Raw genomic sequence first — 25,382 nt, forward strand, 5'->3', positions numbered from 1 at the left:
AACGCCTCCCGGTCCGCTCCGTCTCTTCGGAGCGGACCGGGAGGCGTTCGCGCACCTGGCGCCGGCCGTCAGGCGGGGGACGCTCCGGCGAGTTCGGCCCCGGCGGGCTGCTGGGGCCGCAGGCGTCACAGGCCGCCGGAGCCGCCCTCGCACGAGGCGACGGCCATCCGGTAGTAGGCCGCGACGTCCTCCCGGTACTGCCGGTCGGCCAGATGCCGGTCGGAGAGAAACGGCGGGGCGTCCTTGACCTGATCCTTGGTCAGGGACAGGTGAAGGGTGCGGCGTTCCGTGTCGACTTCGGCGACCGCGCCGGCGGGAATGAGCAGCTCGCCGAAGATCCACGTTCCGGCGTCCACGACGAGATGGGCGTCACCTGCCTCGTCGGAGTGCTCGGCCACCGTTCCGACGTGACCGTCGGTCGCTTCGACGTCCCATCCGGTCAGATCGGTCCCTGGCAGATGGCCACAGGTCGCACTGTAGGCCCACGGGTTGTCCGTCATGGTGCCGCTCCTTCGCTCTTCGGGACGCGTCTGCCCCCGTGGTCGGCGTCCCACACAACGCACGGGATCCGGCCCGTCGCACCGGATTCCGGCGTGAGGGTGATCGACGTGCCCCTTCGAACGAGCGGAATCAACACGGCTGGGCCCTCAGCGGTCGGTGCGGATGACGACGACGAGGGTGCGGGGGCCATGGACGCCCTCCACCCGTTCCAGTTCGATGTCGGAGGTGGCCGACGGGCCGCTGATGAGGGTCGTCGGGCGTTCCGGCACCAGGCGCTCCATGGCTTCCGGGATCCCTGCGGTCACCTGGGAGAGGTCCACGACGCAGACGTGGACGTCGGGGACGAGGGTGAGCGCACGGCGGCCCTGGTCGTGGGAGCCGTCGAGGAAGATCGTGCCGGTCTCGGCGCAGGTCACCGCCGAGGCCGTCACCACCGCGTCGAGCTCCGCCAGGGACGGGGCCGGCACGTCGGGGCGGTCCTCGACGAGGTCGCCGGTCCAGTCGGAGAGCCAGGTGCGGTCGAGGCCGGCGGGAATGCCGACCCGGCGGGCGCCGAGTCCGGCGAGCATCTCGGCGAGGGTCGCCGAGGTCTCGGTCGCCGTGCAGGTGCGCACCTGCGCCTTGTAGTCGACGAGGCGGTCGACGAGGAGGTCGAGGCGTTCCGGGTCGGGCAGGCCGCGCCCCCTCCGGTAGTCGCGGGATACGGCGACGGCGGGACGGGGGGCGAGGGCGAGCGCGTCGCGAACCCGGCCCAGGACGGTCTCTCGGGCGTTCATCGTTCCTCCTCGGGCATTTCGGTGTCCGCGGGGTGCTCGGCGGCCGCGGCCGCGAGGGCGTCCCGGCCCTCCTGGGAGGCGTACCAGGCGCGGAAGGTCCGGCGGGGCGGGGCGGTGATGTCGCGGCTTTCGGTCCAGCCGCCGAGCGGGGGCGGCAGGTGGGAGATCTTCCCGTCGCGGCCTGCGGCGATCCGTCCGATGGCGGCGGCCCGCTGGGCCGTCGTGTAGAGCTTCGGACGGCCCATGACGGCGGCGGCCGCCTTCATGGCGAGCCGTTCCGCGCTGCGGCCGGTGCGTTCGGTGGTCTGGTGGCGGAGCTCCACCAGCAGCGACGGGATGTCGATCTTGACCGGGCAGGCGTCGTAGCAGGCGCCGCAGAGGGTCGAGGCGTACGGGAGCGAGGCATTGGGGTCGTTCTTCGCCGCGTGGGTGCCGGCGAGCTGGGGGGTGAGGACGGCCCCGATGGGCCCCGGGTAGGTGGAGCCGTACGCGTGGCCACCGACCCGCTCGTACACCGGGCAGACGTTCAGACAGGCCGAGCAGCGGATGCAGTTGAGGGCTTCGCGGCCGATGGGGTCGGCGAGGGCTGCGGTGCGGCCGTTGTCGAGGAGGACGAGGTGGAAGTCCTGCGGTCCGTCGCCCGGGGTGACCCCGGTCCACAGGGTCGTGTACGGGTTCATCCGCTCGCCGGTCGACGAACGGGGCAGGAGCTGGAGGAACACCTCCAGGTCTGCGTAGCGGGGCAGGACCTTCTCGATGCCCATGACGGTGATCAGCGTCCTGGGGAGGGTCAGGCACATGCGGCCGTTGCCCTCGGACTCGACCACCGACAGGGTCCCGGTCTCGGCGATCCCGAAGTTGGCTCCCGAGACCGCGACAGGGACGCTCATGAACTTCTCCCGCAGGTAGGCGCGCGCTGCGGCGGCCAGTTCGGCGGGGACGGAGTCGAGGCCGGGGTCGACTCCGGGGATCCGTTCGAGGAAGATGCGGCGGATCTCCTCGCGGTTGCGGTGGATGGCGGGGACCAGGATGTGGGAGGGCCGGTCGTCGGCGAGCTGCACGATGAGTTCGGCGAGGTCGGTCTCGTGGGCGGTGATGCCCTGGCTCTCCAGGTGCTCGTTGAGCCCGATCTCCTGGGTGGCCATCGACTTGACCTTGATCACCTCGCGGCTGCCGGTGGCCGCGACGAGTTCGGTCACCAGGGCGTTCGCCTCCGCCGCGTCCCGCGCCCAGTGCACGGTGCCGCCGGCCTCGGTGACCTTGGCCTCCAGCTGCTCCAGGAGTTCCGGCAGCCGGCCCATCGCCTCGTTCTTGACGGCGGCGCCGGCGGCGCGCAGCTCCTCCCAGTCGGGGAGCTCGGCGGTGACGGCGAGCCGTTTGGCGCGGATGGTCCGGGTGGCTCGGTGGAGATTGGCGCGCAGCTGGTCGTTGCCGAGCTCGTGCGCGGCGGCCTCGGGGAACGTCCGCTCGCCCCGCAGGTTTCCCGCCCCGTACGGAGATCGGGGCGGGGCCGCGGGCATGCCGAGGAAGGTGCTGCTCATCGTGTGGTCTCCAGCGGTACGTACGGCGCGGTGCGGGTGGCGGCGAGGATCTCGGCGAGGTGGAGGGTGCGTGTACCGGAGCGGATCCGGGACAGGCCGCCGCCGATGTGCATGAGGCACGAGGAGTCGCCGGCGGTGCAGACGGCGGCGTCCGTCGACGCGATGTGGTCGAGTTTGTCGCGCAGCATGGCGGTGGACGTGGCGGCGTTCTTGACGGCGAAGGTGCCGCCGAATCCGCAGCAGGCGTCCGCCTCGGGGAGCTCGACGAGGTCGATGCCCTCCACCGCGCGCAGCAGCCGGAGCGGCTTGTCGCCGACCCCCAGCATCCGCAGGGAGTGGCACGTGGGGTGGTAGGTGACGCGGTGCGGGAAGTAGGCGCCGACGTCGGTGGCGTCGAGGACGTCGACCAGGAACTCCGACAGCTCGTACGTCTTGTCCCGCACCGCGGCGACCCCGGACCGCAGCGCGGCGTCGCCGTACCGGTCCGCGACGAGCGGGTGCTGGTGGCGCACGCAGCCGACGCAGGAGCCCGAGGGCATGACGACGGCGTCGATGGACGCGTCACCGAACTGCTCCGCGAAGTTCCTCACCAGGGGGACGGGCTCGCGCTGGTAGCCGGTGTTGACGTGCATCTGCCCGCAGCAGGTCTGGTCGGGCGGGAAGACGATCTCGTGGCCCAGGCGTGCGACCAGCAGCGCGGTCGCCCGGACCGCGTCGGGGAACAGGGTGTCCCCGAGACAGGTGGCGAAGAGGCCGATGCGCATGACTTCCTCCGGGGCCGAGGTGGCTTGCGGTCCGACCATACGTGGGTCGACCTCGCGCGCCAAGAGCGGACCACAGTATGGTCGGACCTTAGTTTCTTCGCCGCTCCCCCACCGATCGACCTCTGGCGGTCAGTGGTCCGCGTCCTCCGGGCGCGACGAGACGAAGGCGCCGTGGAAGCCCCGGATGTGCCGCTCGACGAGGTCGGCCGCCGCGGCGCCCTCACCCGCGCCGATCAGGCGCAGCAGCTCCGCGTGGTCGGCGTTGAGTTTCCGGGCGGTCCCCGGCCAGTCGTCGAGGTTCCGCTCGGCGCCGAGGATCAGGGCACGTACGGACTCCCGTACGGCGGAGGTGAGCGTCGACACCAGGTGGTTCCCCGAGCTGCGGGCGAGCAGCACGTGGAAGGCGGTGTCCAGCTCGTTGAACCGCTCCGCGTCCGCCTCCGCCCCGGCCATCCCGGCCAGCAGCTCCTCCGCCGCCTCGAAGTCCTCGGTCCGTCCGGCCCGCGCCGCCGCCTCGACGCTGGACCGCTCAAGCACCACACGGGCTTCCAGCACGTCCTCCAGGCCGTAGCTGCCGAGGGCCAGGTGCAGCCGGAGGACGCGTCCCAGGGCGTCGTCGGGTTCCCGGACGATCCGGGCGCCCGCGTCCGGCCCGCGGCCGACCTGGGCGACGAGCACCCCGATCGTCTCCAGCACCCGCAACGCCTCACGCAGCGCGGACCGGCTCACCCCGAGCGCCGCCGCCAGCTCACGCTCCGGCGGCAGCCGGTCACCCGCCTTGAGCTGCCCCGTGAGCAGCTGCTGCTCGATGGTCTCCAGGACCAGCTCGTGCGTCCGTGACTGCCGCACCGGTCGCCATTGGGCCGTCACGGGCACCTCCCCATCTCGCCGACGGGGCCACACACCCCTTGCTCCTTCCTCATTATGGTCCGACCGAAGGGAAGGACGTGGTGGCACGGAGCAGGCCGGCGGACACCGTGGCCGTCCGCCGGCCTGCTCCGTGGTCTGCCGCCGGAGCGACCCCACGAACTACTGGATTGATCCCAGCTGCAGTTTCTAGACTCCGGACACACATATCTGCGCATGTCTTGTGCGATAAACAGGAGCCTCTCATGGTGATGTCCAGACCAGCTCTCCCGATGGAGGACCGATCCCGTTCCCCGTTCACCGGGTACGACCGGTCCCACTGGCTGGCCGTCGCGGACCAGATGCTGACCGACGCCCACAGGTTCGCGTCGCCGTCCGGTGCGCGCGTCGTGCTGCCCGGTCGACCGTCGTCCTCCGGCCGGAGCTCGGACGAACTCGAGGGCTTCGCCCGGACATTCCTCCTGCTCGCCTACCGTGTCGCGGGCTCCGGCGGGGAGGCGCCGGCAGGTCTGCTCGACGCGTACGCCGAAGGCATCGCGGCCGGCACGGACCCCGGCCACCCGGACGCGTGGCCGGCGATCGACGCGACCTGCCGCCAGACCCTCGTCGAGGCCTGCTCCCTCGCCCTGGGGCTGCACCTGACGAGGCCCTGGCTCTGGGACCGGCTGCCGTCGCGGGTACGGGAACAGGTGGTGGACTGGCTCCAGGGCGTCTGGGGGCTGGTGATCCCGGACAACAACTGGCACATGTTCCGGGTGATCGTCGGCGAGTTCCTCGCGCTCGCGGGGGCCCCGCACGACAGGGACGAGATGGACGCCGACCTCGCGCGCATCGAGGAGTTCCATGTGGGGGACGGCTGGTACCGGGACGGCGGCGATCCCCGGACCGCGGACTGTTTCGACCACTACTGCGGCTGGGCCATGCACCACTACCCGGTGTTGTGGGCACAGATGGCCGGGGAGCGCGGAGCCGCGCGCCTGCCGGTGCTGCGGACGCGGCTGCGCCGCTTCCTGGAGGATTTCGCCCTGTTCTTCGCCGCCGACGGCGCGCCCGTCCACCAAGGGCGCTCGCTGACGTACCGGTTCGCCGCGGCCACCGCCCCCTGGGTCGGTGCGCTCGCCGACGCGACCCCCCTCAGCCCCGGGCTGACCAGGCGACTCGCAAGCGGCGCTCTGAAGCACTTCGTCGACCGGGGCTTCCGTGACGCTCAGGGCATCCCCACGCTCGGCTGGTACGGGCCCTTCCCTCCCATGGTGCAGGCGTACTCGGGGCCCGGTTCCCCGTACTGGCTCTCCAAGGGATTCCTCGGGCTGCTGCTGCCTGCCGACCATCCGTGCTGGACCGCGACGGAGGAGCCGCTCCCCGTCGAACGGCGGGACGAGGTGCGCGCCCTGGCCGCTCCCGGGTTCCTCGTCTCGACGACGCGGGCCGACGGTCTCGCGCGGCTGGTGAACCACGGCAGTGACAACCAGATCCCCGGAGCCGTGCCCTCCGACCCGCACTACGCACGGTTCGCCTACTCGACCGCCACCGGGCCGGTGCTGAGCGCGTCCGGACCGGCGGGCGACGACAACCACGCCGGACTGTGGGATCCCGTTCACGGACTGTCGGTCCGTACCCGCATCCACCGGCTGCGCGTCGTCGACCATTACGCGGCCTCCTGGCACCGCCCCTTCTGGCCCGGCGCCCCAGGCGGTTCCGCAGGGCACGAGACACGGATCGAGACGGCCAGCGTCGTGCGGGGGGCGTGGGAGCTGCGGGCCCATCTCGTCGACGCGCCGGCCGGTATGCGGCTGTACGACAGCGGCTGGCAGGTGGCCGGCGCCCGGTCGCCCCGGCACGCCACCGCAGGCCTGTGCGCGCGGGCCGTCACCGACTCCGGACTCACCAGCCTGTTCCAGTCGTTGAGCGGGCACGAGGACGTGGCGGTGGTGACGAGCGAGAACACCAGCGCGTTCGCGCCGTTCGCCGCTGTTCCGTACGCGACGGCGGAACGCGGCGAGAAGCGGACGGTCCATGTGGCGCTCGTCGGCCTCACCGGGGCAGGGCCCGAGGAGCTCGGCGGCGTGCGTTGCGCCGTCGACGGAACGACGGTGACCGCTCGCCTCCCCGACGGCACCTGGGTGCTGGTCGCGCTCGGGGAGGAGGCGGCGCACGATCCGGAGCTCGGCGGGACCCGGCTCACCGGACTCGTCCGCTATGCGAGGGTCTCGCCCGGCGAGCAGCCGGTCGTGGTGACGGCGTAGGCCGTCCGGAAACAGGACGCGGGGCCCGCCGCGATCCCCTCGACGCGGCGGCCCGGGAGTTCCGCACCGCAGCGCACTCGGAGGCGAAAGGAGCTCGGCAGCAACGATCCGCACGACGACCTGATCCCGCACGGTTTCCGCGAGGGTCGGACCGGAAGCCCGCGAAACGCGTCGCGCCCCGCCTCCGTCGGTGGCGGAGGCGGGGCGCGACGGAGAACTCCGTGCGGCCGGCGCGGGGCAGGGCCGCAGGGCGGCGGTGTCAGACCGTGACGACCTCGACGCCCGCCTCGGCGAAGCGCGCCGCCATGTCCGGGGCCAGGCCCACGTCGGTGACCAGGACGTCGACGCGGTCGAGACCGCAGATGCGCGCGAACGCCCGCTGCCCCACCTTGGTGGAATCCGTCGCGAGGACGACCTTCCTGGCCCGCTCGGCGAAGAGCCGACTGATGCCCGCCTCGTCCTCGTGCCTGGTCATCACTCCGAGCTGGGGGTCCACGCCGTCGACGCCGAGAACCGCGACGTCGAGCACCACCTGGTTCAGCACGCCTTCGGTGAGCGGGCCCACCAGCTCGTACGTCTGCGGACGGGCCACACCACCGGTGACCACGATCTTGAACTGCGGGCGTACGGCCAGCTCGCCGGCGATGTTGAGGGCATTGGTCACCACCGTGAACCGCGGCGCGGCGAGGCCTTCGTTCCGCTCGCCCGCACCGCTGCCGGCACGGAGCGCCAGAGTCCGGGCCACCTCCGTCGTGGTGGTGCCCCCGTTGAGTCCGACGACGTCACCCTCTCCCAGGAGCTCGGCCACGGCCTGCGCGATCCGCTGCTTCTCGGACGTGCGCCGCGAGGACTTGTAGCGCAGCGGCAGTTCGTACGAGACGCCGTGCGCCATCGCTCCGCCGCGCGTGCGGACGAGGAGCTTCTGCTCGGCCAGCTCATCGAGGTCCCGCCGGATGGTCGCGGGCGACACGGCGACCGCGGCGGCCGCCTCCTCCACGTCCAGCTTGCCGTCGACCGAGAGCAGCTCCAGCAGCTTGCTCCATCGCGCCTGCTTGGACATGCGTCACATCCTTCTGGGTCTCCGGACTCCTTCGCTCCCTCGCGGGATGCGCGAAAGCGATCGTAGCCCCGCAGCTTTCACGCACGCCGCGCCTGGGGCGATCTCCGCACGCCAGCAGGGTCTGGGCACGTCACCCCCTGGACTCTACGGCCGATACCGAAGACACTTCGCTCATCCCGACTGCATTTATTTGCTCAGTACAGACAATAAAAATGCAGAATCAGGCACGCTCATGGTCAGGTCACAAGACTCGAAGCCATTACCCCTCCGCCCGGCGCCTGTAGCGAGCTCCGGTTCCCGCGGACCGGACGACCAAGACCGTCGAGACCCGTGCGCGCATGGCGGCACAGGTGACCTCGAAACGGCGGCCTCGGCCTCCGCCGTCGCAGCCGCTCATGCGGCGCGCACCGGTACGGGCGGTCTCGGCAGCCGTCGATCAACAGATTGACTGATGCTCATTAATGCTCGAAATTAGCACTCTGTGAGCAAGTATTGACGCTTGCCATGCGCGTAGAACACCATGAGCTGACATCGCCCTCGTCGCCTCGTAGGCCCAGGAAGAAGGAACCCGCGTGACCACCTTCGAAACCACCCGCACGTCGATCGAGATCGACTCCCAGCCGGCGGTCTGGCAGCGCACCGTCGAGTCCGTCGACGACTTCGCCCCGGCACTGCCCCGGCGCGGTGAGCGCGTGGCCGTGGTGGGCTGCGGCACCTCCTGGTTCATGGCACACGCGTACGCACAGCTGCGCGAGGCCGGGGGCCACGGCGAGACCGACGCCTTCGCCGCCTCCGAGTTCCCGCACGGGCGCCGGTACGACCGGGTCCTCGCCATCAGCCGGTCCGGCACGACCACGGAGGTCCTCGACCTGCTCGGCCGAGTGCGGGGCGCCGTGCCCACGGGCGCGATCACGGCGGACCCGAACACCCCCGTCATGACCGCCGCCGACGCGGTGGCGGTGCTCGACTTCGCCGACGAGGAGTCGGTGGTCCAGACCCGGTTCGCCACCACCGTGCTGGTCCTGCTCCGTGCCCACCTGGAGGCTGCGGGCGCCCTGCCCCCGGGCGTCCGTCCGGTCGCCCAGGCGGTTCGGGACGTCCGACGGGCCCTTGAGGTGCCCCTCGGCCCCGACGTGACCGATGCCGAGCAGTTCACGTTCCTCGGCACCGGCTGGACCTACGGCCTCGCCCAGGAAGCCGCCCTGAAGATGCGTGAGGCGGCCGGCGCGTGGACCGAGGCGTACCCGGCCATGGAGTACCGGCACGGCCCCATCAGCATCACCAGCCCCGGCCGCGTCGCCTGGCTCTTCGGCGCCGCACCGCAGGGACTCGCCGATGACATCGCCCGCGTCGGCGGGCACTTCGTCTCCGCCTCCGGGGACACGGGCGACGGTCTCGACCCCCTCGCCGACCTGGTGATCGCCCAGCGGCTGGCCGTGCACCTCGCCCTGGCGAGCGGTCAGAACCCGGACACGCCGCGGAACCTGACGCGCTCCGTCATCCTCCAGGACTCCCCCGCGTAAGCGCGGCACCTTCCTCCCGAACCCGGCAGGGCCCGGAGGCCTCACTCCGGCCCCCGCCGCGGCCGATGCCGTCCACGGACGGCGCCCCACCGCTCTGTGGAGAACCCTCATGCCCCTCACCCCCACCGATGACATCGTCGGTCCCGCGTCCGCCGGCAACCGCGGCGTCGGCGCCTTCAACGTCGTCCAGATCGAGCACGCCGAAGCCATCGTCGCGGGAGCCGAACGAGCCGGGCTCCCCGTCATTTTGCAGATCAGCGAGAACACCGCCCGTTACCACGGAGCCCTCGCCCCGATCGCGGCCGCGTCGCTGGCCCTCGCCCGTGCCGCCTCCGTGCCCGTCGCCGTCCACCTGGATCACGCCGAGACGGCCGAGCTCGTGCACGAGGCCGTCGCGCTCGGCTTCACCTCGGTGATGTTCGACGCGTCCAGGCACCCGTACGGGGCGAACGTGGCCGCCACCCGCATGATCACGGACTACTGCCACCGGGCCGACGTCTGGGTCGAGGCCGAGCTCGGCGAGGTCGGTGGCAAGGACGGCGCGCATGCCCCCGGTGTCCGCACGGACCCCGAGGAGGCCCGCGCCTTCGCCGCCGCGACCGCCGTCGACGCTCTGGCCGTCGCCGTGGGCAGCTCGCACGCCATGCTCACCCGCGACGCCGTCCTCGACCTGGACCTCATCACCCGGCTCCGGGACACCCTCGGCATACCGCTGGTCCTGCACGGGTCCTCCGGCGTCGGCGACGAGGACCTCGCGAAGGCCGTCGCCGCCGGCATGACGAAGGTGAACATCTCCACCCACCTCAACCAGCTCTTCACCCGAACGATCCGGGAGCGGCTGGCAGAGGCCCCGACCGTCGCCGACCCCCGCACATACATGGGACCGGCCCGCGAGGTGGTGGCCGCCGAGGTCGAACGGCTGCTCGGCGTGCTCGCCGGACGCTGACGAGCAGACCGAACGGAAGGGCCCGGCCGCTCATGCGGCCGGGCCCTCTGTTCGTGTCGGTCGGTCCTACGTCAGGCGACGGGCATGACTCTGCCGGCGGCGCCGTTCGGCGTCGTGGAGGTCGTGTCGCGCGGACGATGATCTCCTGCGGGGGGCGGCTGGCCATGCTGTCCGTCCTTCGTACGAGTCCGGAGGAAGCCGATCGCACGCAGGCCGTTATTCCAATCTTCAGAAGCATGAGGGGGAGTCGCCCTGATCCGGCAACTCGCCGTCGAACACGGGTCCGAGGTCCGCTTCAACTCCGTCCTGCCGGGACCGATCCTCACCGAGTCCTGGGACCGGGTGAGCGACGACGACCGGCGGCTTTCCGCCCGGGCCACCGCGCTCGGCAGGCTCGGCGTCGCCGAGGAAGTGGCGTCGGCCGTCGCGTTCCTGGCATCCGACGGCGCCTCGTACATCACCGGGACCGAACTCGTCGTCGACGGCGGCTGGTCCGTCACGAAGGAGTCCAAGTGAAGATCACGTCCTCGCGCACCCACCGCGTCGCACCACTCTGGTGCTTCCTGCGGATCGACACCGACCAGGGCATCACCGGCTGGGGCGAACCGGTCGTCGAGGGCCGCGCGCACGGTCGACGAGAAGGCCGTCGAACGGGCCGCGGAACTGGGCCATCGCTGGCGCAATCCCGTCTGGCGCCGGGCGGACGGTTCCTTCGCCGAGTGGTGACCCACCCGAGCTCGTGACGCACCGCGAGCTGCGGCCCCGTGGTGGGTACCGCGTTCGACCCCGACCGGAACGGGTAGCACGCATGCGGCGTGCCGCCCATTCCACTTCCGCCGCTACCCCTCCGAAGCCGGCACCGGACCAGCACCGGACCAGCACCGGAGAGTCTCGTGTCGGCAGGCGAACGAGGACGTGCCCGTCACGCTCTGGGGCACGTGAGGCGCGTGAAGCCGACGTGAGCCGACCGGCGCACTGATGTCCGGGCGGGGACTCACGGGAGATGGTCCGGCACCCGGCTCAGGTTCCGGGGAGGATACGGCGCGTCTCGTAGGCCCACATCGCGATCTCGACCCGGTTGCGGGCGCCGAGTTTGGCCATGAGGCTGGCCAGATGCGTCTTCACCGTGCTGAGGCTGATGTGCAGCGCGTCGGCGATCTCGGTGTTGGTCAGCCCGCGGGCGACGGCGAGGAGCACCTGCTCCTCGCGGGCGGTGACGGGGGAGACCGGCTGGGCCGCGGGCCGGCCGGCGGGCAGGTCCGCGAACGCCTGGAGCAGACGGACGGTGACGCTGGGCGCAATGAGTGCCTCACCGCCGGACGCCGACCGTACGGCCTGGGCTAGAAGGTCTGGTCCCGTGTCCTTGAGGAGGAATCCGCGGGCACCGGCACGCAGCGCGCCGTAGACGTACTCGTCGAGGTCGAACGTGGTGATGACGACCACGGCCAACGGGTCGGCGACGCCGGGGCCGGCGACCAGCCGGGTGGCGTCGAGCCCGTCGAGTACGGGCATGCGGATGTCGAACAGGCAGACTTCGGGGCGCAGTTCGCGGGCCAGACGTACCGCCTCCCGCCCGTCGGCGGCCTCGCCGACCACCTCGATGCCGGGCTGGGCGTTCAGCATGATCCGCAACCCGGTGCGGATGATCGTCTGGTCGTCAGCGACGAGGACGCGAATGGACACCGCTCTCGCTCCTCGCTCTCGGCAGTTCGGCGTCGACATGCCAGCCCCGGTCGGTACCCGGGCCGGCTCGTAGTGTGCCGCCGAGCAGCGTCGCGCGCTCGCGCAATCCGGTAAGTCCGTATCCGTCGCGGCCCCGGCCGGTGCGCCGGCCGTTGTCGCGCACGCTCACCCGTACCGTGTGCCGTTCCGCGGCGACCCGGACGACGAGGTCGGTCGCGTCGACCGCATGGCGCAGCGCGTTGGTCACCGACTCCTGCACGATCCGGTAGACGGCCGCGTCCACGGCCGGGGGCAGCGCGTCCAGTTCGCCGTCGAGCCCCAGGTCGACCCTGAGGCGACCACCCGGGGTGCGCACCAGGCGCTCCAGATCCGCGACTCCGGCAGGGGGCGCCAGCTCGGCGCCGACCCCGCGGTCGCGCAGCGCGGCGACCATGGCGCGCATTTCCTCCAGCGTGCGCGCCCCCTCCTCCTCGACCCCCTCCAGCGCCTCGACGGCGGCGGACGGGTCGGTGCCCGCGAGCACCCGGCCCGCCTGGGCGATGATCACCATGGCCGACACGTGGTGGGCCACCGTGTCGTGCAGTTCCCGGGCGAGCTGCTCGCGCTCGCGGGAGCGCACCTGCTCCAACTGCCGATCGCGAGCGGTCCCCCGGAACCGCACGGCAGCCCCGACCACGCCGGGCAGCAGCAGGAAGACGAAGCCCATGACATTTTCGACGACAGGGGTTGCGTCCGTGACGGAACACAGCGCGCCGGCCGCGAGGATCACCGCGCCGCCCAGCACGATCTCGCGTCCCGATCCCCACCGGGGCAGCGCGTACACCAGCACGAGCACGATCGCGCCGGTGTACAGGCCGACGGGCTCGCGCGGTGCGTCGACGAGCGAGGCCACCTGAAGCAGGATGACCGAGCCGAACGCCAGCGTCACCATCGCCAGCGGGCGGGTCCGGCGCCACAGGGGCAGCAGGCACAGCCATACGGCGAACACCACCGCCACCGGCCGCCACTCGACGTTCTCGCGCAGGGTGGCCTCCAGGGCCACACCGGTAAGGCCCGCGGCGAGGAGCGCCCAGTCCCGCCGCACCCGGGCGGGCGCGTCGGGCGGCCGGGGTTCGGTCCACAGGGTTCGCAGGTCGTCTCGGAGCACGGTTCTCAGCCTAGGGACTGCGGCGTGCCGCGCATCGGCCGAAAGGACGGGTCGTCACTCCGCCCCGGGGCCGACGGATCCGCGGCTCGCGGGCCGATGCCGCGGAGCGCCGTGGCGACGAACCTCGGCATCGGCGGCCGTACAAGGACGGCCGACGAGGTGGTTGGAGGACCCGATGCTCTCGAAAGCCCTGTTGCGCCTGGGCGCAGGCGCCGCCCGCCATCCCTGGCGGGTGATCGCGGCATGGCTGGTCGCCGCCACCTTCGCCGTCCTCGCCGCCGTCGCCTTCGGCGGGCGGACCGCGGACTCGATGACCGCTCCGGGACTGGACTCCCAGCGGGCCGCGGAACTGATCGAGCGGGCCGGCACCGGCCAGGAGGGGATGACCGCCCAAGTGGTCGTCACGCCCCTCGACGACGGTGCGACGTTCTTCGACGACGACAGCGCGCGTACCGCTCTCGCGCGGCTGCAGACCGAGGTGAAGCGGCTGCCGCACGTGCTCGGCACGAGCGACCCGGCAGGGGCACTCGACGCGGGCGGGGAGACCGCCGTGCGCGGCGGCCTCGTTTCGGCCGACGGGCGGATCGCGGTCGTCCGGGTGCAGTACCCCGACCAGAGCCGGCTGTCGGCCGAAGACCTCGACGCACTCGTCGATCTCGGCGACCGGCTGCGCGCCGAACTGCCCCTGCGCATCGAGATGGGCGGGAACCTCTTCTACGCCTTCTCCGACCCGGACGGCGGCGTGAGCGAGCTGATCGGCCTCGCCGCCGCGGCGGCGATCCTGTTCCTGGCGTTCGGTTCGCTCGTCGCCGCCGCGCTGCCGATCGGCATGGCGGTCTTCGGACTGACCGTCGGGGTCGCCACGATGACGGTACTGGCGGGGGTGACGGAGGTCCCCACCTTCGCACCGGTCCTGGGCAGCATGGTCGGGCTCGGAGTGGGCATCGACTACGCGCTGTTCGTGCTCGCCAGGCACCGGGAGTACCTCGCCTGCGGGCTCGATCCGCACGAGGCGGCGGGGCGAGCGGTGGCCACGGCGGGGCGGCCGGTGGTCTTCGCCGGCGGCACCGTCGTCGTGTCGATCCTCGGCATGGCTGTCGCCAACGTGCCGTTCATGACGGTGGGCGGGCTCGCCGTCTCGATCGTCGTCCTGACCATGGTGCTCGCGTCGGTGACGCTGCTGCCGGCCTTCCTCGGCGCGGCGGGCCCACGCCTGGGCCGGGCCGGCCGGATCGGCCGGGCGCTTCGGGCCGGGCGGTCGGGCCGCCTCGGCCGTCGGCGGGACACGGCGACGGGCGCCGCCCACGCCGTCGGGTGGCGGCGCTGGCTCGGGCACGTCGGCCGGCACCCGGTGCCGTACGCGGTCGGCGCGGCGGGGCTGCTGCTGACGGCGACGCTGCCCGTGCTCGGCCTGCGCGTCGGCCTGCCCGACGACGGCTCACTGCCCCACAGTCGTACCGAGCGCCGGGCCTACGACCTCGTCGCCGAGGGGTTCGGCCCGGGCACCAACGGTCCCCTCGTCATCGCCGCGGACCCCACCGGTGATCCGGGAGTGCTGGACCGACTCGTCGCAACGGTCGCGGCGGATCCGGGCGTCGCATCCGTCACTCCGCCGCGCATCGATCGGGCCACCGGCATCGCGACCCTGGTGGTGTTCCCGACCACCAGTCCTCAGGACAAGGCCACGGCCGACACCATCGCCCGGCTGCGCACCGACGTGCTGCCCACGGCGATCGGGCAGGGCCCGGCCAGGGCCCACGTCGGCGGGGCCGCCGCGAGCCTGTCCGATGTGGGCCAACGCACCAGCCAACGCCTGCCGGTGTTCGTCGCCGCCGTGCTGGCGATGTCGTTCCTGCTGCTGATGCTGGTCTTCCGCTCGGTACTCGTACCGCTCAAGGCGGTACTGCTGAATCTGCTGAGCATCGGCGCGGCCTACGGCATCATGGTCGCGGTCTTCCAGTGGGGCTGGGGAGGCGCGCTCATCGGGCTGGAAGCGACGGTTCCGATCGTGTCGTTCATCCCGATGTTCCTCTTCGCCATCCTGTTCGGCCTGTCGATGGACTACGAGGTGTTCCTCCTCTCCCGCGTACGCGAGGAGTACCTGCGCACCGGCGACAACGGCACGGCGATCGTCGAGGGCGTCTCGCGCACCGCCCGGATCATCACCTCGGCCGCCCTCATCATGGTGGCGGTCTTCCTGTCCTTCGCCGTCGCCGAGGACCCCTCCACCAAGATGTTCGGGCTCGGCCTGGCCACCGCGATCTTCATCGACGCCACGGTCGTACGCATGGTGCTGGTACCGGCGACCATGACACTCCTCGGCCGGTCCAACTGGTGGCTGCCGAAGTGGCTGGACCGGATGCTTCCCCGCGGCCCGGTCGGCGATGACACCGACGCGCAATCCACGGGTGAGGCCCCGCGTCCACGGCTGGTCGACCGTTGACACGCGATGCGTCTCGCCTCGGCCAGGGTGGGCGCGGGGGCGCCAACACGTCGACGGCCTCGTGTCCGTAGCGGTATGCGGTCGCGATGCCCACCCCCTCGCGCAGGGGATCCCGGGCACCCCGCTTCGTCTTCGCCGTCCCGAGGTCAGTCGGGCGGCGGGGCCAGATCGCCGCGCAGCCGCCGGGTGCGGAGCGCCAGCTCCAGCTCGAAGCGGCGGTCCGGATCGTCCAGGTCGTCGCCCCACAACTCACGGAGCTGCCTCAGGCGGTAGCGCACGGTCTGCGGGTGGACTCCGAGCCGGGCGGCCACCTCGGGAGCACCACCCCTCGTTTCCAGCCAGGCCAGCAGCGTCTCGGCGAGTCGTTGGGCGTGCGCCGGGCCGCCGGCCTCGTCCAGCTGCGCCAGCCGCCGCCGCGCCAGGTCGTCGATCAGCTCACCCGCGGGCAGCAGCACCAGGGCCTCGACGTGCTCGCCGCAGTGCAGGAGCCGCCCTCGTGGCAGCAGACCCTGCTCGATCATCCCGACGGCGGCCTCCGCCCAGCGCAGTGACGTGACGGCCTCCGCCAGCGGGACCGACGGGCCGATCGCCCCGGACCAGCCGGTCGCCGCCCGGTCCAGAAGCTCCGCGCGTCCCGGAGCGTCGGGGTCCGGGACGACCAGACGCGGCTGCGCTCCCTCCATGTCGAGCAGCATCTCGTCGCCCACGGCGGGGGCGACGGCCTCCTGGGCAGGGCGGAGCAGCACTGCCACCGCCACCTTCCCGGGCAGCTGCCAGCCCAGGACGGCCGCGCGGTCGGCGAGCAGGGCGGTCGGATCCGTGCGGTGTTCGGTGAGCAGGAGATCGACGAGCAGCCGTTGCAGGCGCAGGCGCTCCCCTGCCTGGCGGGCGACGGCTTCGGCGTAGCCGCGTACCGACTGGGCCACCATGACGTCGAGGTACTCGAACGCCGACTCGGCCAGTTCGTACATGGCCGAAGGCGGGATGTCGACCTGCTGGCCGACCTCCGCCATGCGCCGCCAGGAGAGGCGGACGCCCAGCCGGTAGATCCCCTGCAAGGAGTCCAGGCTGCGCCCTTGGGAGACCTCGCCGCGCCCGAAGTCACGGAACAGCTCCGGGAGGGCGCGCGGCCGGTCCGACCCCGTGGTCATCTGTTCGACGAAGAGTTCGAGGGCGTGCCGGATGGCCACCAGGGCCTTCGGTTCTCCGGACTCGTCGGGCAGGAGCACCAGGCCCGGATACTCTCGCCGGATCTCGGCGAGGATGTCCTGGGCCAGTTCGGGGACCTGCTCCAGGGCTCGGTCGGCGAACTGCTGAATCCGTTCTCGTGGCACGTCGTGCCACGCTGACGACGTTTCCACCACACCGCTCCTGAGCGTCCGGTCCGTACGCGCTCGGCATGTTCCAACCTAGCCCGCGCCGGAGCCGGCTGTGCCGGATGCGTCGTGCGCGGGCGGTTCGGGGAACGTGACGAGCGGCACGTTCCGCCGCTCGGGTGTGGCGTCGAGAGCGGTGACGATTCCGAAGGCGGCGCCCGCGGCCAGGAGGGCGGCGGCGACGCAGGTCAGGAAGGCGGCAAGCAGTCTGGGCATGGGGATGATCGGCCTCTCGGTCATCGAGGTCTGTCACCCAGCGCGCCGGCCCGGTCCGGCGCCGCCAGTATGAGAGGCGCATTGACAGGTGGTCAAGAGCCGCCTAATTTCGCCGCCACAGGACTGTTACTCCCGGGTACGCATTCTCGCCCCGGTCAGGCTGCACCCCATGTGTGCGCCTCCTTCCCGCACGGCCCACGAGCCCCTCGCACGTCGCGCCCGTATTGGAGTACCCGTATGCGTCGTTCAATATCACCTTTGTCCCTGATTCTGCTGGGTGTCGGAGTCTTCCTGCTGGTGCTCACCCAGCTGCTGGTCTGGTACGTGGAGCCGCGCGCCAAGCGCACACCGACCGATGTGGACTCCACGACGGTCTTCAGTGGTCGGGGCAGCTACTTCGACACCGGGTCCGTCTCCGCGGTGGACGGCCAGACGCTCACGATCACCCGTCGTGTCCTGGGGGACGTCGCCGCGGGCGAGAGCAGCGGAAACGCGATCTGGGACGTGTCGACCCAGATCGACTCGCCGAAGACGCTCGCGCTGGGCGACCCGCGCAAATCCCTGCAGTGGACCACCGAACGCTGGGTGACCGACCGCAGGACGAACCTGCCGGTGCGCTGCTGCGAGGAGAAGCCCGAGTTCGAGGGCGAGGCCTATCTGAAGTTCCCGTTCGACGTCGAGAAGCGCGCCTACTCCTGGTGGGACAGCACCTTGGGTGCCACGGTGCCGCTGGAGTTCGAGAAGGTCGCGAAGGTCGACGGGCGCGAGGGCTACCGCTTCGTCGGCAAGGTCGAGGCCACTCCGACCGGCACCCGCCTGGTGCCCGGCGTGCTGGTGGGCAGCTCGAAGGGAGGCCAGATCCTGGCGGAGGAGTGGTACTCCAACGCGAGGATCGAGCTGACCGTGGACCAGCGCACGGGCCGCATCATGAACGCGCTGATCGCGCCGAAGAAGACGCTGCGGGCCCCGGGTTCGAAGAAGGACGCGGTCACCCTGCTGGCCAGTGAGGGGTTGGAGTTCACGGACGCGACCCGGCGCGAGCAGGTCGCCCTGGCCTCCGACGACAGCGGCCGGCTGGAGCTGCTCGGCGAGACGGCGCCGCTCGTGGGCGGCGCGGCGGGCGGTCTGCTGGCGGTCGTCGGCGCCGTGCTGCTGATCCGCGGTCCCCGGCGGGGCGACACTCAACAGAGTGAGTAGAACGGGCCCGCCCAAAGTCCCGAAATTGTCATCGGCGTGAGTAGCCGGAACGAATGCTTGAACGAACACTGATGTTACCCCGCGGTAAGGCCAACGTTTCCGCTTGAACCGGCCGCCACCCTCGGCTGCCTGCCACCGCGGTGTCCGCAGCACCCGTACCCGCAGTACCCGTGCCCTCAGTACCCGTACCCGCAGCAGACGTACCAGCACCCGTACCCGCAGCACCCCGTACGAGCCAGCCCAGCGCTTCATCCCCGGAAGCCCGGCACACCCTCATGCGTATCCCCATGCGTATCCCCATGCGCATCCCACCCGCAGCCGCCGAGTTGGAGCACCCCCTATGCCCCAGCGCTCGTCCGCTCTGGCCCCCGGCCAGATGGACTCCCGTTCCGTCCCCGCTCAAGCACGCACCGGCAGCCACGTCACCGACGCGCTCGCCCTCGACCCGCACACCGCCTCCCCCGGGGCGCACCTGCCGCGTCGGATCACCTTCCTCGCCCGCCGCGACCTGGCCAACCGGGCCGCCGGCGGATCGGAACTGCTCATCGACCGGATAGCCGACGGTCTGACCGCCGACGGCCACGACGTCACGCTCGTGTGCGGAGGCCCGGCCGCCGCACGCGACTACCGGGTGGTCTCCGCGGGAGGCGACGCCAGTCACTTCCTGCACGCCAGGTCGACCTTCGCCCGCGAGGTCGGCGACTGCGACCTGCTGGTCGAAGTGTGCAACGGCATGCCGTACCTGGCGCCGCTGTGGCACCGCGGGCCCACGTTGTGCCTGGTCAACCACGTACACACCGATCTCTGGCAGATGCGCTACCCGGGCCCGGCGGCACGGCTCGGACGCAGACTGGAGCACTGGGCACTGGCCGGCACCCATCGCGACAACCTGATGGTGGCCGTCTCCGAGTCGACCGCCGCCGAGTTGCGCGCCATCGGCGTGGCACCGGACCGCATCCGGATCGTCAACAACGGCGTCGAAGAGCCCGCCCCGCTACTGCCCGAGGCGGTGGAACCGCTGTTCCTGGCCGTCGGCCGACTGGTGGAGTACAAGCGCGTCGACCTGCTCCTACGGCTGTGGGAGCGGGTGCGCCCCGTCACCGGCGGCCGGCTCGTCATCGTGGGGGAAGGCCCCGAGCGGGAGCGGCTCGAAGCCATGGCAGGCCCCTCCGTGACGTTCGCCGGCCGGGTGTCGGAAGCCGAGAAGCACCGGCTGATGTGCGAGGCGTGGCTGCTGCTGCACCCCTCCCTCGTCGAGGGCTGGGGCCTGGTCGTCACCGAGGCGGCCGCGCGGGCCACCCCCGCGATCGGATTCGACATACCCGGCCTGCGCGACTCCGTCGAGGACGGGGAGACCGGGGTGCTCGCCCGGGGCGAGAGTTCGTTCGCCGCCTCGTGGTGCGCCCTGTCCCTGAGCGCCGAACGGCGCGCGGCGATGGGGCGTGCCGCGGTGCTGCGCGCCAAGCGCTTCCGCTGGAGCGCGACGGTCCGTCAGTTCCAGGCCGTCGCCGCCGAGGCCGTGGCCCGCGCCGCCTCCCCCGGACGCGGCAGGAGCGTCCATGGCTGAGACCACCGAACGCGAGGCCGGGGCTCCATCGGCCGACGACACCGCACTCGGCTTCGAGGACCCATCGGCGGCCGCCGCCGAACACGGCTTCAAAGACCCGTCGTTGAGGCGGTCGGCCGCCCTCTTCCGGGCGTTCATGCGCGAACCCAGCGATCCCGAGCGGTGTTACACCCTGCTCGCCCGTGACTCGGTCGCCCAGGTGGCACGCCATGTCGACCTGGCCGGCACGATCGTCGTCGACGTCGGCGGCGGCAGCGGCCACTTCACCGAGGAGTTCCGCCGCCGGGGCGCACAGAGCTACCTCTTCGAGCCCGACCCTCGGGAGCTGAACGCCCGCGGCCGTACCACCGAGGACGCGGTCCTCGCCGATGGCTACCTGCTGCCGCTCGCCGACGGCGTCGCGGACGTGTGCTTCTCGTCCAACGTGCTCGAACACGTGTCGGATCCGCAGACGTTCATCAGCGAGATGGCGCGGGTCACCCGCCCCGGCGGGCTGATCTACCTGTCGTTCACCAACTGGCTCTCGCCCTGGGGAGGTCACGAGACCGCACCGTGGCACTACCTCGGGGCGGAGCGGGCCCGCGCGCGCTACGAACGCCGCACCGGCCGCGCGGCCAAGCACACGCTCGGGGAGAACCTCTTCCCCGTCCACATCGGTTCCACCCTGCGGCACGTCCGCGGTCGCGACGACGTGCAGGTCGTGACAGCGCGGTCACGCTACTGGCCGTTCCTCGCGAGCACGATCACCCGGGTGCCGGGACTCCGCGAGATCGCCACCTGGAATCTGCTGCTGATTCTCAGGCGAAGCCCATGAGCATGCGAAGCGAGGAACGGTCATGACCACTACGGTCCAGGCGCCCACCTGGGTGCCGCAGCCCGGCCCGACGCCGGCGGAAACGTCCGGCGAACCGCGCGGACGCCGCCTCCTGTTCGGCTTCTGGGCCCTCGTCCTGGTGGCGTTCCTCTCGGTGTCACCGGGGAAGATGACGTTCGAGACCAAACTCGGCGTCGCCCTCGACCCCTGGCGCTTCCTCGGCGACCTCGGGTCGCTGTGGAACGGGAACGTCGGCCTCGGCGGAATAGCCAACCAGTACGTCGGCTACGCCTTCCCGGCACTCCCCTACTACGGCCTCATGGACCTGCTGCAGGTGCCGGTCTGGCTGGCCGAACGGCTCTGGCTCTCGGTCATCGTGACCGCCGCCTTCTGGGGCGCGCTCCGGCTCGCCGAACGGCTGCGCGTGGGGACGCCCGCGTCCCGGATCCTCGGCGCCGTGGCCTACGCGCTGTGGCCCACCTTCACGATCGTCATCGGCTCGACCTCCGCGGCCGCGCTGCCCGGTGCCCTGCTGCCCTGGGTGCTGCTGCCGCTGACCTCCGCGGCCCACAGCCCCCGGAAGGCCGCCGCCCGGTCGGCCCTGCTGATCCCCTTCATGGGCGGCGTGAACGCCGCCTCGACCCTGGCCGCGCTGCTGCCCGTGGGGCTGTACCTCCTCAGCCGCCCGCCCGGCCGGCGCCGGCGCGCGCTGCTCGGCTGGTGGATACCGGGCGTCGTGCTCGCCACCGTGTGGTGGGTGGTGCCGCTGCTCCTGCTCGGCGCGTACGGCGAGAACTTCATGCCGTACGTCGAGCAGGCCGACACCACCACCGCCACCATGTCCGCGACCGAGCTGCTGCGCGGCGCCGGCAACTGGGTGGCCTATCTGAACTTCGGTGAGGCATGGCTGCCCGCCGGCTGGACCGTCGCGACCTCCGTCGTCACCGTCCTCGGCTCGGCGTTCGCCGCGGCGCTCGGCCTCGCCGGCCTGGCACGGCGGGACCTGCCGGAGCGCCGCTGGCTGCTCCTGACCGTCCTGGCCGTCGTCCTGATCGCGCTCGCCGGGTACGCCGGATCCTTCGGCGGACCCTTCCACGGCGCCGTCCAGGACTGGCTGAACGGGCCGTTGAAGCCGTTCCGCAACATCTACAAGTTCCAGCCGGGACTGGCCCTCGCGCTCGTCCTCGGACTCGCCCATCTGACGGCCGTGCTGCCCGAGAGCAGAGGCTCTCGCGCACTCCGCGGTCGCCGCTGGGTTCCCGCGACCGCGGCCGTGCTCGTACTGCCCGGTCTGGCGCTCCCGTACGTCAACGGCTCGATCCTCCAGCCCGGGTCGTTCACCAAGCTGCCCACCCACTGGGAGAAGGCCGCCGGCTGGCTCAAGGACAACGCCCGGGACAGCAGGGCCCTGGTCGTCCCCGCGACGGCGCACGGCATCCACACCTGGGGCTCCCCCATCGACCAGCCGTTCGACGTACTGGCCGAGACCCCCTGGGCACAGCGTGACTTCGTCCCCTTCGGCACCCCCGGAGCACGCCGTATGACGGACGCCGTCGAGCAGGCGCTGCTGTCCGGCGCCGAGGTCCCGGGCCTGCGGGCGTACCTCGCCCGGGCCGGCATGCACGAGGTGGTCGTCCGCAACGACCTCGACCCCGACCAGATCGGCTACGTCCCGCCGCAGACGGTCAAGCGGACCCTGGAGTCGTCCGGCTACCGCAAGATCACCGGATTCGGCCCGCTGGTGACCGGCGGACGCATCGCCGACGGCACCCCGCTCCAGGTGCAGGGGCTCTACCCGCGGCTCCAGGCCGTGGAGATCTACCAGCCCCAGGACGCCGGGCGGCCCGGCAGGGTCGGTGTCTCGGCCGTGGCCGACACGGCCGTGGTCAGTGGCGGACCCGAGGCGCTGCTCCAGCTCTCCGCCGATCCCTCGATGACCGGCCGTCCGGCCGTACTGGCCGGGGACACGCTTCCCAAGGGCGTCGTCGCACCGGTGAAGGCGGTCGCGGACGGGCTGCGCCGGGCCGACACCCGGTTCGGCCTGGTCAACAACAACACCTCGTACACCTACACCGCGGACGAGCGCAATCACTCCGGCAGCCTGCAGGACCCGGGCCGGAAGCCCAAGCAGATCCTGCCGTCGGAGGGCACCGGTCACCAGACGACGGCGGTGCTGCGCGGCGCCCGGTCCGTGACGGCCTCCAGCAGCGGCAACTGGCTGTTCCACCTGCCGCAGTACGACCCGGTGAACGCCTTCGACGGCAACCCGGACACCGCGTGGGCCGAGGGCAGCCCGGGCGAGCCGGTCGGACAGTGGCTGCGGGTGGAGTTCTCCCGGCCGACCGACATCCCGGCCTCCCTCCGGCTGACGCCCCTGCCGGGCGACGCCATGCGCGCGGCGCCCACCCAGGTGCGGATCGAGACCGACCGCGGTTCGGCCGACAGCCCCCTGCGGACGGACGGCCTGCCGCAGACCGTCAAGGCTCCCGCCGGCGAGGCCTCCTGGATGAAGGTCACCGTCCTTGCCGCGCAGCAGGCGCGCCCGGGACTCTCCGGCGCCGGATTCTCCGAGGTGTCGATCCCGGACGTGCAGGTGACGCGCCTGCTGGAGCTGCCCGCCGACGCGGAGAACACCGACGCGGAGGCGACCGTGTACTCCCTGCACCGCGGCACCGACGCGGGCGGCCTGTCGCCCTCGTCGGTCGAGGTCGGACTGCACCGGCGGTTCAGCACCAAGGAGTCGGGCGAGTACGAGGTGTCGGCGCGAGCCGTCGCCGTAACGGGCGGCGCGCTGGACGGACTGCTCGACCGCTCGGCCCCCGGATCGAAGAACCGGCTGACCGCCACCGTGGACTCCACCAGCCGCAACGGCACGTCACTCGGCGCCCGCAACCTGGTCGACGGCGATCTGACGACCGCCTGGATCGCGGGCGACCGGCCGGTCGTCCACCTGAGCTGGCCCGCGATGAAGAAGATCGACGAGATCATCCTCGCACCGGCGGGCGGGGTGTCCACCCGGCCCGAGCAGGTGATGATCAGCTCCCCGCACGGCGCCGCGGTGGCCGACGTGGACGAGAACGGGCGGGTCCGCTTCCCGGCGATCGAGACGAACCGGCTCGACATCACCATCACCAGGGTCGCGCCGCTCACCGTCCACAACCCGGTGGCGGGCGCGCAGTTGCAGCTGCCCGTCGGGCTGAGCGAGGTGCACGTGCCCGCGCTGGCCGACCTGCGGGTGCCGCGGCCGAAGCCGTCCGCCCGCTTCTCGCTGCCGTGCGGTGAGGGCCCGGACCTCGCCGTGGGCGGTGTCCTGCACAAGACGAAGGCCTCCGGGCTCGTCCGGGACCTCACCGAGCGACGCCCCGTCACCGTCACCCTCTGCGCGGGCGAGGAGAAGGACGGCACCCTGGAGCTTCCTTCCGGCGATCATGAGGTGGAGGCGAGTGACGCGGGCCCGCTGGCGATCACCGACGTCACGCTGACCCGCGGCACCCCGCGGGCCATGGACGGAGCGGCGGGCCGTGAGGCCACCGTCACCAGGTGGGCCGACGACAGCCGGACCGTCTCGGTGTCGGCGGGCGCGGGCGAGGCCGTCTACCTGCGGACCTACGAGAACGCCAACGACGGCTGGAAGGCCACCCTGGACGGCACGGACCTCGAGCCGGTGCGCCTCGACGGCTGGCAGCAGGCCTGGGTGATCCCGGCCGGCGCCTCCGGCACGGTGACCATGGAGTTCGAGCCCTCCGGTTCGTACCGGACAGCCCTGGTCGGCGGTGCGCTCGCCCTCGTCGTCCTGGCCGCCCTGGCCTTCGTGGGCCGTCGGCGCGACGACGGTGGCACCGACGAGAGGCTGCCCGAACCGGCGGCACCGGGGATGCTGCTCGGAACGCTGGTCCTGACCGCGGTCGTCGCGGTGGCGGCGGGGCCGCTGGCACTGGTCGTGCCCGTACTCGCCGTGGCCGCGCGGTTCCGGCCGGGTGTGCTGGTGCCGACGGCGGCGGTGGCGATGGGCGGCGCCGGCGTCGTCGCGGCCCTGGGCGCCGGCGATCCGGTCGCCGACGGGTCCGGCGCGTTCAGCGGCTTGGCGCAGGTGCTCACGCTGGTCGCCCTGTCCGCCGCGCTGGTGACGGCGGTGCGCCCGGCGGCCGCGGCCGCCGGGCGCGGGGACGACGACGGATGGGCGGACGGTGACGGGCGTGAAGGCGACGGACGTCAAGGCGACAGCGGTTACGCCGCGCCGGAAGCCGGACCGGTGGTCACGGCCAGGCCGCGAAGCACCGGCGACGGGCACCGGCCCCAGCAGCCCCTCTGGCGGCCGGAGGGCGGTGGCCCCTCGTGACCGAGCCGTGGACCGCGGCCAGTAGGGGGACCGCTCCCGAGAAGGAGACCGCCGCCGGGAGGGTGACCGCCACCCCTCCCGGCCGGGTCCGGATTCCCTTTCCGACCGTCGACGAGGTGTCCCGGCACTGCCTCAGTGACGACGAACCGGAGAGCGTACACATCGAGGTCCATCTGCCCGGCAGGCTGGACCCGGTACGGCTGCGGGACGCGTTCCGGCAGGCGCTGCTCACCCACCCCCGGGTGCTGGCACGAGAAGTGCCCGGGCGTGGGCACCGGCGGTCCTTCGCCTGGGAGCTGACCGGTCGGCCGGACGACGATCCGGTGAGTTTCGCGGGGTCGGGGCCTGACGCCCTGGCGCGGGCCCGGGCCCGCGC

General features: G+C 72.2%; 18 protein-coding genes and 2 pseudogenes. 10 read left to right on the forward strand and 10 right to left on the reverse strand.

Annotated elements, in window-relative coordinates:
- Positions 1-125: 125 nt before the first annotated feature.
- The 5 genes from AOK00_RS14070 to AOK00_RS14090 all read right to left on the reverse strand — a co-directional run bounded on the left by AOK00_RS14070 (position 126) and on the right by AOK00_RS14090 (position 4,452).
- Complete coding sequence (locus AOK00_RS14070) at positions 126-500, reverse strand: hypothetical protein (RefSeq protein ID WP_055600653.1); 375 nt, start codon at positions 498-500, stop codon at positions 126-128.
- A gap of 147 nt (positions 501-647) precedes the next feature.
- Entirely contained in the window at positions 648-1,277 is a 630-nt protein-coding gene (locus AOK00_RS14075) for a LutC/YkgG family protein (RefSeq protein WP_055600654.1), read from the reverse strand.
- Entirely contained in the window at positions 1,274-2,818 is a 1,545-nt protein-coding gene (locus tag AOK00_RS14080; RefSeq protein WP_055600655.1) for a LutB/LldF family L-lactate oxidation iron-sulfur protein, read from the reverse strand. The genes AOK00_RS14075 and AOK00_RS14080 overlap by 4 nt, the downstream gene beginning before the upstream one ends.
- Entirely contained in the window at positions 2,815-3,582 is a 768-nt protein-coding gene (locus tag AOK00_RS14085) for a (Fe-S)-binding protein (RefSeq protein ID WP_055600656.1), read from the reverse strand. Before AOK00_RS14085 ends, AOK00_RS14080 begins: the two co-directional genes overlap by 4 nt.
- 129 nt (positions 3,583-3,711) lie before the next feature.
- Complete coding sequence (locus AOK00_RS14090; RefSeq protein ID WP_055600657.1) at positions 3,712-4,452, reverse strand: FadR/GntR family transcriptional regulator; 741 nt, start codon at positions 4,450-4,452, stop codon at positions 3,712-3,714.
- A 242-nt stretch (positions 4,453-4,694) separates the two neighbouring features.
- Here AOK00_RS14090 and AOK00_RS14095 point away from each other — a divergent pair, with 242 nt between their 5' ends.
- Positions 4,695-6,695, forward strand: coding sequence for a DUF2264 domain-containing protein (locus AOK00_RS14095; RefSeq protein ID WP_107097388.1), 2,001 nt, complete (start codon positions 4,695-4,697; stop codon positions 6,693-6,695).
- 259 nt (positions 6,696-6,954) lie between these two features.
- Here AOK00_RS14095 and AOK00_RS14100 read toward each other — a convergent pair whose 3' ends face one another.
- On the reverse strand, positions 6,955-7,755 hold the full coding sequence (locus AOK00_RS14100; RefSeq protein ID WP_055600658.1) for a DeoR/GlpR family DNA-binding transcription regulator: 801 nt from the start codon (positions 7,753-7,755) through the stop codon (positions 6,955-6,957).
- A gap of 572 nt (positions 7,756-8,327) precedes the next feature.
- Here AOK00_RS14100 and AOK00_RS14105 point away from each other — a divergent pair.
- The 3 genes and pseudogenes from AOK00_RS14105 to AOK00_RS37115 form a co-directional block, all read left to right on the forward strand.
- The gene (locus AOK00_RS14105; protein WP_055600659.1) at positions 8,328-9,278 is read left to right on the forward strand and encodes an SIS domain-containing protein; all 951 of its coding nucleotides are present in this window, start codon (positions 8,328-8,330) and stop codon (positions 9,276-9,278) included.
- Between the two features lie 109 nt (positions 9,279-9,387).
- Positions 9,388-10,224 carry a class II fructose-bisphosphate aldolase gene (locus tag AOK00_RS14110; RefSeq protein WP_055600660.1) on the forward strand — a complete coding sequence of 279 codons (837 nt, stop codon included), beginning with the start codon at positions 9,388-9,390 and terminating at the stop codon, positions 10,222-10,224.
- 246 nt (positions 10,225-10,470) lie between these two features.
- Positions 10,471-10,740 (forward strand): annotated as a pseudogene (locus tag AOK00_RS37115) (SDR family oxidoreductase); the annotation flags it as partial.
- Between the two features lie 504 nt (positions 10,741-11,244).
- Here AOK00_RS37115 and AOK00_RS14115 read toward each other — a convergent pair.
- Both AOK00_RS14115 and AOK00_RS14120 read right to left on the reverse strand, forming a co-directional pair.
- Entirely contained in the window at positions 11,245-11,907 is a 663-nt protein-coding gene (locus tag AOK00_RS14115; protein ID WP_055600661.1) for a response regulator, read from the reverse strand.
- Positions 11,882-13,054 carry a sensor histidine kinase gene (locus tag AOK00_RS14120; RefSeq protein WP_055600662.1) on the reverse strand — a complete coding sequence of 391 codons (1,173 nt, stop codon included), beginning with the start codon at positions 13,052-13,054 and terminating at the stop codon, positions 11,882-11,884. The genes AOK00_RS14115 and AOK00_RS14120 overlap by 26 nt, the downstream gene beginning before the upstream one ends.
- A gap of 175 nt (positions 13,055-13,229) precedes the next feature.
- Between AOK00_RS14120 and AOK00_RS14125 the strand changes: the two genes are divergently transcribed.
- Positions 13,230-15,497: an MMPL family transporter gene (locus AOK00_RS14125; RefSeq protein ID WP_055600663.1), complete on the forward strand. Its 2,268-nt coding sequence runs from the start codon at positions 13,230-13,232 to the stop codon at positions 15,495-15,497.
- 146 nt (positions 15,498-15,643) lie between these two features.
- Here the strand turns inward: AOK00_RS14125 and AOK00_RS14130 are convergent, their stop codons facing one another.
- A complete protein-coding gene (locus AOK00_RS14130) occupies positions 15,644-16,831 on the reverse strand; it encodes a PucR family transcriptional regulator (protein ID WP_055600664.1) in 1,188 nt (395 codons plus the stop codon).
- Positions 16,832-16,906: 75 nt separating this feature from the next.
- The gene (locus tag AOK00_RS14135; protein WP_055600668.1) at positions 16,907-17,089 is read right to left on the reverse strand and encodes a hypothetical protein; all 183 of its coding nucleotides are present in this window, start codon (positions 17,087-17,089) and stop codon (positions 16,907-16,909) included.
- Between the two features lie 237 nt (positions 17,090-17,326).
- Here AOK00_RS14135 and AOK00_RS14140 point away from each other — a divergent pair, with 237 nt between their 5' ends.
- From AOK00_RS14140 to AOK00_RS14160, 5 genes and pseudogenes are all read left to right on the forward strand, one after another.
- Entirely contained in the window at positions 17,327-18,286 is a 960-nt protein-coding gene (locus tag AOK00_RS14140; protein WP_055600665.1) for a DUF3068 domain-containing protein, read from the forward strand.
- Positions 18,287-18,626: 340 nt separating this feature from the next.
- Positions 18,627-19,853, forward strand: a complete 1,227-nt coding sequence (locus AOK00_RS14145) for a glycosyltransferase family 4 protein (protein WP_055600666.1) — start codon at positions 18,627-18,629, stop codon at positions 19,851-19,853.
- Between the two features lie 136 nt (positions 19,854-19,989).
- Positions 19,990-20,667, forward strand: coding sequence for a class I SAM-dependent methyltransferase (locus AOK00_RS14150; protein WP_055600669.1), 678 nt, complete (start codon positions 19,990-19,992; stop codon positions 20,665-20,667).
- Positions 20,668-20,689: 22 nt separating this feature from the next.
- Positions 20,690-25,006, forward strand: coding sequence for an alpha-(1->3)-arabinofuranosyltransferase domain-containing protein (locus AOK00_RS14155; RefSeq protein WP_055600667.1), 4,317 nt, complete (start codon positions 20,690-20,692; stop codon positions 25,004-25,006).
- 62 nt (positions 25,007-25,068) lie between these two features.
- Positions 25,069-25,382 (forward strand): annotated as a pseudogene (locus AOK00_RS14160) (condensation protein); the annotation flags it as partial.

Source organism: Streptomyces aureus (assembly GCF_001418135.1).
Classification (GTDB): Bacteria; Actinomycetota; Actinomycetes; order Streptomycetales; family Streptomycetaceae; genus Streptomyces; species Streptomyces aureus_A.

What these genes read in the sequence shown, in the direction of transcription:
- AOK00_RS14125 (WP_055600663.1), top strand. Translation starts at nt 13,230, where the DNA reads ATGCTCTCGAAAGCCCTGTTGCGCCTGGGCGCAGGCGCCGCCCGCCAT.
- AOK00_RS14095 (WP_107097388.1), top strand. Translation starts at nt 4,695, where the DNA reads ATGGTGATGTCCAGACCAGCTCTCCCGATGGAGGACCGATCCCGTTCC.
- AOK00_RS14085 (WP_055600656.1), bottom strand. Translation starts at nt 3,582, where the DNA reads ATGCGCATCGGCCTCTTCGCCACCTGTCTCGGGGACACCCTGTTCCCC.
- AOK00_RS14100 (WP_055600658.1), bottom strand. Translation starts at nt 7,755, where the DNA reads ATGTCCAAGCAGGCGCGATGGAGCAAGCTGCTGGAGCTGCTCTCGGTC.
- AOK00_RS14135 (WP_055600668.1), bottom strand. Translation starts at nt 17,089, where the DNA reads ATGCCCAGACTGCTTGCCGCCTTCCTGACCTGCGTCGCCGCCGCCCTC.
- AOK00_RS14110 (WP_055600660.1), top strand. Translation starts at nt 9,388, where the DNA reads ATGCCCCTCACCCCCACCGATGACATCGTCGGTCCCGCGTCCGCCGGC.
- AOK00_RS14150 (WP_055600669.1), top strand. Translation starts at nt 19,990, where the DNA reads ATGCGCGAACCCAGCGATCCCGAGCGGTGTTACACCCTGCTCGCCCGT.
- AOK00_RS14155 (WP_055600667.1), top strand. Translation starts at nt 20,690, where the DNA reads ATGACCACTACGGTCCAGGCGCCCACCTGGGTGCCGCAGCCCGGCCCG.
- AOK00_RS14140 (WP_055600665.1), top strand. Translation starts at nt 17,327, where the DNA reads ATGCGTCGTTCAATATCACCTTTGTCCCTGATTCTGCTGGGTGTCGGA.
- AOK00_RS14075 (WP_055600654.1), bottom strand. Translation starts at nt 1,277, where the DNA reads ATGAACGCCCGAGAGACCGTCCTGGGCCGGGTTCGCGACGCGCTCGCC.
- AOK00_RS14145 (WP_055600666.1), top strand. Translation starts at nt 18,627, where the DNA reads ATGCCCCAGCGCTCGTCCGCTCTGGCCCCCGGCCAGATGGACTCCCGT.
- AOK00_RS14070 (WP_055600653.1), bottom strand. Translation starts at nt 500, where the DNA reads ATGACGGACAACCCGTGGGCCTACAGTGCGACCTGTGGCCATCTGCCA.
- AOK00_RS14080 (WP_055600655.1), bottom strand. Translation starts at nt 2,818, where the DNA reads ATGAGCAGCACCTTCCTCGGCATGCCCGCGGCCCCGCCCCGATCTCCG.